The following is a 9029-nucleotide window of genomic DNA, read 5'->3' as shown; positions in this document are numbered from 1 at the left end:
GGGACGTCGGGGGGAGGTCACCCGGGGGTTCCCTCCTCGGTCGGCACTCATGGGAAATATCGCGCGTGATCCGATTTCCGCACTACTCAGGAGCCGTCTTGCACATACCCAGATACGCCACCGCCGTCTGTGCCGCCGCCGCGGCGACGGTCTTGGCCACCTCCACGTCCGCGGCCGCGGAGACCGGCCCCGAGCAGGACAACATCCTTCCCGCCATCGGCTACTCCATCCTCCACCTCGACATCGATCCGCCGGGCGCCAACGACTGGAACTGCCGTCCCAGCGCCGCCCACCCGCGTCCGGTCGTCCTGGTCCACGGCACCTACGAGAACCGCTACAACAACTGGGCCCGCATGTCACCCGAGTTGAAGGCTCAGGGATACTGCGTCTACTCCCTCGACTACGGCGACACCGACGACGCCGGAGTGGCTCTCGCTCCCACCGTCAAGGGCTACGGAGACATCAAGCAGTCCTCCAAGGAGCTGGCCGCCTTCGTGGACAAGGTGCTCGCCGCCAGCGGCTCCGGCCAGGTGGACCTCGTCGGCCACTCCCAGGGTGGGACCCTGTCCCGCTGGTATCTCAAGGCCGACGGTGGCGCGAACACGGCCGACCCCTCGAAGAACAAGGTCAAGAAGGTCGTCCAGCTCGGCGCGACCAACCACGGCACCACCATGAGCGGCATCGAGACTCTCGCCGACATGTTCCACATGCTGGAGTCCGGGGAGAAGCCCCTCGGGAAGGCGGGCGTCCAGCAGTACGAGAAGTCCGACTTCATCAAGGAGCTCAACGCCGACGGGGACACCGTTCCCGGGGTCGACTACACCGTGATCGGCACGAAGTACGACGAGATCACCACCCCCTGGCAGAGCACGTTCATGACGGCGGGCCCCGGAGCAACGGTGCAGAACATCACCTTGCAGGAGGGCTGCTTCGTCGACTTCTCCGCCCATCTGAGCATGTCGTACAGCCCGCGTGCGATCGGACTGGTCAAACGGGCCCTGGACCCCTCAGCGCCGGCTGCTCCCTGTGTGCCGAGGGTGCCCGCCTTCTGAATTCCGGCCCGAAGGTCCGCCTTGGCCGATCTCGATCGTCAGGCGGCCGCCGGAGGATTGCCGGAAGGTGAGGCGGCCGACTCCGCCCCCCGTCCCGTGAAGATCTGGCGGCCGCCGTTCTGGACGGTCTTCAACGCCCTCGTTCACCCCAGGAAACTCAACCGCACCTCGTTGGACCAGCGGTACAGCTGTTGGCGCTAGCCCAACCCCACCGTCCAGACCTGGGTCCTGCACGCTTACCGGAGCCGGCGCAACAACAGTGCCGGCCACCCGGACGTCCTGGCCGCCCAGCGCCGTGAACGTGCCCGCATCCGCGGGAACGTCTGCAGCGCTGGGGCCGCCCACGTCCCGAAGCGGCGCGATCCCGCGGGGAGGCACTCCAGTCGATGCATGAGGTCACTCACTCATTTCGCCAACCGGAAGTGCACGATGGAGATGGTGTCGGTCGGCTCGATCTGGGGGTAGTGAAACCGCAGTCTGTCGTGAAGCTCGGCGAGGTCACGGAAGCCGTCCGCCCGGGCGTCCGACTCGCTCAGCTGGGCAATCGTCTTTGCAGTGACCTGCGTGACGACACCCGGTAGTGCCACCTCGTCGTCCAACTCGAACACCAGGCTCACCGGGCCCGTCTCCACCGGGTCACGGAAACGTACTGTGGTCGTCTTCTGTTGGGCGCGTACTGCATCGAGATAGTCAGGATGGAAGTACAGGGTCTGAGTCGCCGTTGAGTGCTGCCATGAAGTGCTGTCGTCCATTCGGCGCACCCTAGCGGAACGAGCAAACCGTCCGTGTCCCACGATCCGGTGGATGCCCCGGGGCCCGGGTCGGCGAGCGTTTCCGGTCAAGCACTAGCCGTACGTCTGCCGCATACGGGCGTCGTACTCGGCCTGCGGTTGCAGACCGGCGCGAGCGCGCCGCTCATCGAGGTCGTCGGGGTCGGCGACCGGGTACGGACCGAACGTCCCCTCGACCGTCGTGTACTGCGTGCCGTATGTCTGCTCCTGGCCGCTGTTGCCGTGGGCGGCAAGTGATCCGCCCCCCCCGGGAACGCGGCGCCGCACAACCAGGGGCGGCTCACCACATTCCACCCTGCTGCCCGCTCCGGCGAAACCGTAGGCCGGGGAGGCAGCAGCCGGCTGCGGGGCCTGCTCCGCCGGTGGGCTCGGTCGGTCGGGCCCCGCCGAGCGGGCTGGACGGCGTCAGTCTCGCTTGCCGGAGTGGGGGAGGAGGGCCATCTCGCGGGCGTTCTTGATGGCTGCGGCGAGTTGTCGCTGCTGCTGAGCGGTGACGTGCGTGACACGCCGGCTGCGGATCTTCCCTCGGTCGGAGATGAACCTGCGCAGCAGATCGGTGTCCTTGTAGTCGATGTAGGTGATGCCGGCCGCGACGAGCGGGTTGGAGCGGGACTTCACCGGCTTGCGCGTTTTGACGTGCCGTGTCATGAGGCTTCCTCGGGGTGAGAGTTGGGGCGTTCGGTGTACGGGTTGTCGGGGGTCACATGGCGTCGAGCAGGGAGTCGAAGGCCGCGGGCAGGCGTCGCCAACCCGCAGGTCCGGTCGCGTATTCGGTGTCGGTGAGCAGGCAGGAGTCGAGGAGCTCTTCGATGCCGGCGCGGTCGAGTCCGGGGGAGGTGAACACGAGATGCTGGCAGCGGTCGCCGTGCTCGGGGTGCCAGTCCAGGGCCGCCGCCGCTCGGCGCACCGGCGGGACCAGCTCCCAGGCCGCGTCGGGAAGGGACGCGAGCCAGGGGCCCGCGCTTTCGACGCAGAGTGCGCCGCCTGCGGCGTCCCAGGCCAGCAGGGTGTCGGGGCGGTCGGCGAGCCAGAACCGTCCCCTGCTGCGTGCAGCTGCGCAGCACAGAGCTTCCAGCGCCTGGTAGAGGCGTTCGGGGTGGAAGGGCCGGGTGTGGTGCCAGACCAGTGTGGTCACTCCGGCTTCGTCGGCTTCCTGTGGCAGGAGCGCGCAGGCCGGATGCTGGGCCGTGGCCGCCGCTTCCACGTCGAATCCGGCGAAGGCCAGCTGGGCGAGATCGCCGGAGTTCGCCTTGACGTGGCGGGCGGTGGGGTGCAGTTGGGTGAGCAGGGCGTGGTCCTGTTCGTCCGCCTCCTCGCTGTCCACGAGGGCGAGCACGGGTGCGTACTCCAGTTGGCGTGCACAGGTGTCGCCGATGGTGCGCTGGTCGGTCGCCGCTGCGGCGAGTCCGGCTTCGGCCAGGTCGTCTCCGTTGGCGAGGTAGGGCAGGACCAGGGCAGGATCGACCGCGGTGATCACATTCGTGAGCCGCAAGTCGTCGCCGCTGTGGGCCGCGACGACCTCTGCCATCGCCTTGGGCTCGACCGAGTCCCACAGTTCCACGATCGCGAGCCGGCTCAGGCCGTGGCCGGCCAGGCGCTCGAGTTCGGGGACGAGGTCCTCGCGCAGTGCGCAGCAGGCGCAGTCGTTGAGAAGCGGGGCTTCGCCCGACGACAACTCGCCCGATACGTCGCGGATATGACGTCGCACGGTGCCCGTGTCCGCGGTGGAGAGGTCATGGTGCAGGGCGACGCTTCCGGGGATGGCGGTCAGCAGACGGTCGACGACGTGTCGGCGCGCCTCGCTGTGCAGGCCGCCGACGATGACGATCGGCAGTCGGCCTTCCTCGCGCATCACCGGCCCTCGAATCGGGAGTAGCGGCGCTCGAAGCGCTCCACCCGGCCCGCGGTGTCGAGGACTCGTGCCGTACCGGTGTGGAAGGGGTGGCTCGCGGACGAGATCTCGACGTCCACGACGGGGTAGGTGTGGCCGTCCTCCCACTCGATGGTGTGGTCGCTGGAGAGCGTCGAGCGGGTGAGGAAGGCGAAGTCGGCGGCCTTGTCGCGGAAGACGACAGGACGGTACGCGGGGTGGATACCAGGCTTCATGGCGGGCCTCCTGGGGTGGCGGGTGTTCGGGTCAGCGCTCTTCGCGGAAGTCGACGTGTCGCCGTGCGACCGGGTCGTACTTGCGCAGGACCAGGCGGTCCGGGTCGTTCCGGCGGTTCTTGCGGGTCACGTAGGTGAATCCGGTGCCCGCGGTGGAGCGGAGTTTGACGATCGGGCGTAGCTCGTTGCGTGCCATGCCGCTACTATATGGGAACGGTTTCCATTATCAATAAGGATCCCCTCAAGAACTCACCCAAGGAGAGGCAGGTCACTTCCATGTCCGCTCACTGTCAACTGACCGGCGCCCAGCCGGGCTTCGGCAATCGCATCTCCCACTCGCACCGGCGCACCTCCCGCCGCTTCGACCCGAATATCCAGCGCAAGCGGTACTGGCTGCCCAGTGAGGCCCGCCACGTGCGCCTGACCCTGAGTGCCCGCGCCATCAAGACCGTCGACGTCATCGGCGTGGAAGCGGCTGTCGCACGTATCCGCGCCCGGGGAGGTAAGGCCTGATGGCCAAGCGGAGCAAGATTGCGAAGAACGAGAAGCGCAAGGCCGTCGTCGAGCGGTACGCGGCCCGGCGGGCCGAGCTCAAGGAGCTCATTCGCCGCCCCTCCTCGACGGAGGAGCAACGCAGCGCCGCTGTCGCCGAACTGCGCAGGCAGTCGCGCGACGCCAGCCCCACCCGCGTGCGCAACCGCGACAGTGTCGATGGCCGGCCCCGAGGGTATCTGCGGAAGTTCGGGCTCTCCCGGGTCTGCGTACGGGAGCAGGCGCACGCGGGCCTCCTGCCCGGCGTCACCAAGTCGTCCTGGTAGGGAACTTCCCCCGTCATACGTGACCGAGGGGGAGGGGGCGTGGCTGTGGCGGCCGGTCGCGCCCCCGACCGGGGCGGCACCGGCATTGTGCACGCTTCCCGGCGTGCTCATCGGTGCCCCGGCAAGCGAGGTCAAGAACAAGAAGTGGGAAGAAGTCGTCTCTGGCAGGACCAGGCAGGAGCGCACGCATGAGTGACGTTGCGCCGGTGAGCGCGCAGCAGGCCGGGCGCGCGATCGGCGAGCAGAGCGATCACTGCGGCCGTGCGGCCGGTTTCGGCGACGGCTTCCGCCTGCTGGGGGTCGTAGCGCCAGGCTGATGGCGATCTACTGCGGACGCTGTCCGTCTCGCCTGCCCTTCTCCGGGATGCCGGGACCGGTATCCCGGAGTGGGTGACGGGCGGGGGCAGACGGTTGGGCGGTCGGTCAGGCGGTCTTGGTGAACGTGTGGAGATGTTCGCGGAGGAAGGTGTGCAGTGTCCTGGCGGGGCGGCCGAGGATGGTCTCGGTGGTGTCGTTGGGAGATTCCGGGCGTGCGATGGCCAGTTGCTGGATCTCTACCACGTGGCTGGCGAGCCAGGGCGGCATATGCGCGGTGGACAGGAGGTGGCTGTGGAACTCGCTCGGCGGCAGGTCGATGTAGCGAACGGGGCGGCAGGTCAGCTCGCCGAGTAGACGGGTGAGCTCGGGGTGGCTGAAGGCCCGCGGGCCGGTCAGGGTGTAGGTGGCGCCGGCAAGGCTGGGGCGCAGGAGGGTCTCGGCGGCGACGTCGGCGATGTCTCGGACGTCGATGTAGTTACAGGGTGCCTCGCGCATGGCCCCGATGAGTACGCCCTCGGCGATCGCTGGGGCGTTCAGGAGCAGCTTTTGCATGAATGCGTAGGGCCGGAGCAGCGTAGCCGTCATTTCGGTTTTCGCCAGGTGTTCCTCGACCCGCCAGTGGCTGCGCGAGATGGCCACCGGTGAGGCGGGCTCGGCTGCTGGGGCGGAGAGTTTGACCACGTGCCGTACCCCGCAGTGGGCTGCGGCGTCTATTACGTTGGTCTCCAGCTCGGCTTGACGCGGGCTGTTGGCCATGGCGAGGAACAGTTGCGTGGATCCCTCGAACGCGTCTCGGAGCGAATGAGGGTCTGCGGCGTCCGCACCGACGATCTCGACTGGCGTGTTCGTGCCGACGGCGGCGCGCAGATTGCCGGGCGTACGGCTGACGGCGCGGCAGGGGACTTCGAGTTCGATGAGCCGCCGGAGCAGGGCGCTGCCGGTGGCGCCGGTGGCGCCGATGATGGTGATCACAGTGTGCCTTTCGTGGGTGAGGGGTCTGGAGAGTCGGGTGGGAAGGGCTGGGTCAGGCCTGTTGCCGGGATGTCGTGCCGTGCCACCGCCAGGTGACGATGGCGGCGGCCAGGCCGGCCGACAGCGGCAGGTCGATCCGCAGCCGCTCCAGCCATCCGGCATCGGGCACCGGTGTGTGCGACGGCAGCCAGTCGGATCCGAACCATCCGGCCAGGCCGGCGATTCCGGCCGCTGTAAGGGCAAGTCCGAGGGTGAGTACCGGTCGCAGCGCCGAGGCTGTCCAGCGCTGGGGTCGGCCACGGCGGTGCAGCCACGCGCCGACGATGCAGGCCACCAAGGCCGATGTGGCCCCGATGGAGGTGAAGGCGGCCCTGGTCAGTTCGGGCTGGCCGCTAAGGAATCCGCCGAGCCCGGCGGTGAGCGCAGGGGCCAGGTAGGCGGTCGCGACTTCCTTCCACAGGGTGAACGGACGCGTGGCGAAACCGCGCTGGGCGGTTCTGGGAGGGCGATTCATGTGACTCCTCCAAAATAAATTAACTGACTAACCGGTTGATTAGGGAGCTAACTATATGGGTGCAGGAAAGGTGTCGCTCCGTCAAGGCGGCAGCCCCCGCGCGGAATTGGTGCCGCAGCTATTCGGCAGTCAATGCGTCGATCCGCTGAGTGATCCGCTCCAGGAGGTCGAGGAACAGCCCGCGTTCGTCGGCGGCCAGTCCACCGACCAGCGCCTCAAGCCGTGCGAAGTGGTCCGCGGACATATCGCGCAACCGCTGGCTGCCGCGCGCCGTGAGTACGACTACTGCGCCCCGCCCGTCCTCCGTTGAGGCGCGGCGAGCCACCAGGCCCTCTCGCTCCAGGCCAACGACCAGACCGGTCACTGTGGCGCGCGAGACGCCAAGACTCTTTGCGAGCTGCGACGGCGACTTCTCCCCGTCACTGTCCTCGAGATCCACCAGGAGGCGGTAGCGCCCGGTCGACAGCCCGGAACGCGCGAAGTGCACTTCGGACGCCCGGTCCAAGCGCGCCCCGGCGGCCATCAGGCGCACCGCGACAAGCACCGCCTGCGGGTCGGCCTCAAGCCCGTACCGCGCGATCTGCTTCCGCGCCTGTTCGAGCGTGGGTGCAGCGCCGGGGTTCCCATCCTCGTCACTCATGAGAAGTAATATGGCAGCTAACTATCTGCCGGTCAAGTCGCCGAGAGCCTCGCAGCCGCAGACTCCGGACGGCTCTGCCCCCGACTACAGCCCGCCGCGCCCGGGAGCCTCACCGCAGGCCTGGTCATCGGTGCCCTGAACGAGCCTGACGTGCCCGGTCGTCTGCCCCGGTGCCGACCGGGTCGGACGGTGCCGTGGCTGCGACCACCGCCCGGCCCGGGGTTTCAGGCGCTCCTCTCGAGTGCCGGGTGCTCGTCCTCGCAGGCGTCGTCGATGCCGTAGGTCTCCCAGGCAGGAAACAGGTCCACGGTCGACGCGCTGTCGCCGTCCGCCATGAGGCAGTCGCCCAGAGCTGCTTGTGGAGCATCCGCGTTCAAGTCCGTCCCGATGAAGACCAGATCCTGAGCCTCGGGGCTCTCGGTTTCGCGCGCGGTGGATGGCTCGAAGCGGACCACGGAACCGGCCTGTGAGCACAGGCCCGTCACGCGCGGGCGGCTGGCCAGGGTGAAGAAGCCCTTGGAGCGCAGGATCGGCCCGTAGATCCCAGTGTCGAGTTCCTCGGTCACCAATGTCCACAACCAGCCCGGACAAAGTGAGTTGGGAGCGGAAGACAGTGGATGAGATGCCGTACTCGTCCGTCTCCGGCACGTCATCCCCGATGAGTTCCATGACCCAGCCCGGCACCTGCTGGGCCCGTTCCAGGTCGAAGAGCCGGGGGCCAAGGACATCGCCGAGCGGTACGCAGCCGTGAACGGTGGGGACCATCCGCGCGGCCGGGTTGAGGCGGGTGAGTGTCGCCCGCAGCCGGTCGGCGGACTGGGTGTCGACGAGGTCGAGCTTGTTCAGCACGATGACGTCGGCGAACTCGATCTGGTCCATCAGCAGGTCACTGACGGTGCGTTCGTCGTCCTCGTACTGGTCCAGGCCGCGCGCAGCGAGTTCGTCCCCGCTCACCGTGAGTTGCCCTCACCCGGCATGCGGTGCTGCCCACAGCGGCTTCGGGAAGGGGCTGGCCGGGCATGCTCAGACTGCTCTGCCTTCTTCCGGGATGTTGTGGGCTGCGGGTTTCGCTCTGGTGATCCAGGACGCGCTTGCGCAGGCGATGGTCAGCGAGGACAGCAGGACCAGGGACGGGTTGACGTATCCGGGGACCTGGGCGGGGTAGCTGCCGCCTTGCTTGAGGCGGCAGAGGAAGCGCGGAGGGAAGTACCTGGCGTCGTATCCGTCGAGGTAGTCGTATTTCGTGGCTCCTTGGGCGGCGCGGCATGCCGCTCGCATGTCCGCGTCTTCCATGAAGATCAGGCTTCCGGCGCCCAGCATGTACGGGTCTGCTGCAGATGTAGGTGACAGGTGTGGTCACGCGGCTTGGAGAGCCGATGTGGTCATGACGGTTTCGTATTCGACGGGGGTCAGCCGGCCGAGCGCGGTTTGTCGGCGGCGTCGGTGGTAGGTCTTCTCGATCCAGGTCACGATCGCGATCCGCAGTTCCGTGCGGTTGTTCCATGTGCGGCGGTCGAGGACGTTCTTCTGCAGGAGGCTGAAGAAGGACTCCATGGCCGCGTTGTCGCCTGCCGCACCAACCCGCCCTATCGATCCGATCATGCGGTGGTTGTCGAGCGCCCGGACGAACTTCCGTGACCGAAATTGCGATCCTCGATCGGTGTGCAGGATGCATCCCGCGACACCGCCACGCCGGGCAACCGGGTTGTCCAGCGCCGCGACGGCCAGGCGGGACTTCATCCGCGCGTCGATCGAGTAGCCCACGATCCTCCGGCTGAAGACGTCCTTGATCGCGCAGAGATACAACTTCCCCTCGAC

The 9029-nt window shown here is 67.9% G+C and carries 15 protein-coding genes and 2 pseudogenes; 5 read left to right on the top strand and 12 right to left on the bottom strand.

All coding sequences use genetic code 11. The annotated features are described in order from the left end of the window. Positions 1–98 precede the first annotated feature (98 nt). On the top strand, positions 99–1052 hold the full coding sequence (locus A8W25_RS30930) for an esterase/lipase family protein (RefSeq protein ID WP_067167789.1): 954 nt from the start codon (positions 99–101) through the stop codon (positions 1050–1052). A gap of 201 nt (positions 1053–1253) precedes the next feature. Then, positions 1254–1367 (top strand): annotated as a pseudogene (locus A8W25_RS35340) (IS630 family transposase); the annotation flags it as partial. Between the two features lie 89 nt (positions 1368–1456). On the opposite strand, the gene A8W25_RS30925 reads toward A8W25_RS35340, so the two are convergent. From A8W25_RS30925 to rpmG, 6 genes are all read right to left on the bottom strand, one after another. Then, entirely contained in the window at positions 1457–1804 is a 348-nt protein-coding gene (locus tag A8W25_RS30925; RefSeq protein ID WP_067167788.1) for an ASCH domain-containing protein, read from the bottom strand. 93 nt (positions 1805–1897) lie between these two features. Further along, the gene (locus A8W25_RS30920; RefSeq protein ID WP_067167787.1) at positions 1898–2110 is read right to left on the bottom strand and encodes a hypothetical protein; all 213 of its coding nucleotides are present in this window, start codon (positions 2108–2110) and stop codon (positions 1898–1900) included. 138 nt (positions 2111–2248) lie between these two features. Further along, the gene (rpsR, locus tag A8W25_RS30915; RefSeq protein ID WP_067167786.1) at positions 2249–2491 is read right to left on the bottom strand and encodes a 30S ribosomal protein S18; all 243 of its coding nucleotides are present in this window, start codon (positions 2489–2491) and stop codon (positions 2249–2251) included. Positions 2492–2543: 52 nt separating this feature from the next. Then, positions 2544–3695: a CobW family GTP-binding protein gene (locus A8W25_RS30910; RefSeq protein WP_067167785.1), complete on the bottom strand. Its 1152-nt coding sequence runs from the start codon at positions 3693–3695 to the stop codon at positions 2544–2546. Further along, positions 3695–3949 (bottom strand): type B 50S ribosomal protein L31, encoded by a 255-nt coding sequence (locus A8W25_RS30905; RefSeq protein WP_067167784.1) that lies wholly within the window; start codon positions 3947–3949, stop codon positions 3695–3697. The genes A8W25_RS30910 and A8W25_RS30905 overlap by 1 nt, the downstream gene beginning before the upstream one ends. A 31-nt stretch (positions 3950–3980) precedes the next feature. After that, positions 3981–4145, bottom strand: coding sequence for a 50S ribosomal protein L33 (gene rpmG / locus A8W25_RS30900; protein ID WP_067167783.1), 165 nt, complete (start codon positions 4143–4145; stop codon positions 3981–3983). A gap of 80 nt (positions 4146–4225) precedes the next feature. Between rpmG and rpmB the strand changes: the two genes are divergently transcribed. From rpmB to A8W25_RS35510, 3 genes are all read left to right on the top strand, one after another. Next, the gene (rpmB, locus tag A8W25_RS30895; protein ID WP_067167781.1) at positions 4226–4462 is read left to right on the top strand and encodes a 50S ribosomal protein L28; all 237 of its coding nucleotides are present in this window, start codon (positions 4226–4228) and stop codon (positions 4460–4462) included. Then, a complete protein-coding gene (gene rpsN / locus A8W25_RS30890; RefSeq protein ID WP_067167779.1) occupies positions 4462–4767 on the top strand; it encodes a 30S ribosomal protein S14 in 306 nt (101 codons plus the stop codon). The genes rpmB and rpsN overlap by 1 nt, the downstream gene beginning before the upstream one ends. A 188-nt stretch (positions 4768–4955) precedes the next feature. Then, on the top strand, positions 4956–5084 hold the full coding sequence (locus tag A8W25_RS35510) for a hypothetical protein (protein WP_267890405.1): 129 nt from the start codon (positions 4956–4958) through the stop codon (positions 5082–5084). 106 nt (positions 5085–5190) lie between these two features. On the opposite strand, the gene A8W25_RS30885 is transcribed toward A8W25_RS35510, so the two are convergent. The 6 genes and pseudogenes from A8W25_RS30885 to A8W25_RS30865 form a co-directional block, all read right to left on the bottom strand. Then, on the bottom strand, positions 5191–6057 hold the full coding sequence (locus tag A8W25_RS30885; protein ID WP_067167778.1) for an NmrA family NAD(P)-binding protein: 867 nt from the start codon (positions 6055–6057) through the stop codon (positions 5191–5193). 52 nt (positions 6058–6109) lie between these two features. Continuing rightward, positions 6110–6571, bottom strand: a complete 462-nt coding sequence (locus A8W25_RS30880) for a hypothetical protein (protein WP_067167776.1) — start codon at positions 6569–6571, stop codon at positions 6110–6112. Positions 6572–6689: 118 nt separating this feature from the next. Beyond that, a complete protein-coding gene (locus A8W25_RS30875) occupies positions 6690–7211 on the bottom strand; it encodes a MarR family winged helix-turn-helix transcriptional regulator (protein WP_067167774.1) in 522 nt (173 codons plus the stop codon). Between the two features lie 224 nt (positions 7212–7435). Then, positions 7436–8159 (bottom strand): annotated as a pseudogene (locus tag A8W25_RS30870) (CobW family GTP-binding protein); the annotation flags it as partial. Between the two features lie 75 nt (positions 8160–8234). After that, positions 8235–8504, bottom strand: a complete 270-nt coding sequence (locus A8W25_RS34215; RefSeq protein WP_158942839.1) for a hypothetical protein — start codon at positions 8502–8504, stop codon at positions 8235–8237. A gap of 63 nt (positions 8505–8567) precedes the next feature. Beyond that, positions 8568–9029: DDE-type integrase/transposase/recombinase (locus tag A8W25_RS30865; protein WP_158942837.1), on the bottom strand; the 462-nt coding region annotated here is incomplete at its 5' end.

It is taken from the genome of Streptomyces sp. ERV7, from assembly GCF_001653515.1.
In the GTDB taxonomy this organism is placed as follows: domain Bacteria; phylum Actinomycetota; class Actinomycetes; order Streptomycetales; family Streptomycetaceae; genus Streptomyces.
The sequence above is the reverse complement of the archived record's forward strand: the minus strand, read 5'-3'. Positions and strand labels throughout refer to the sequence as shown.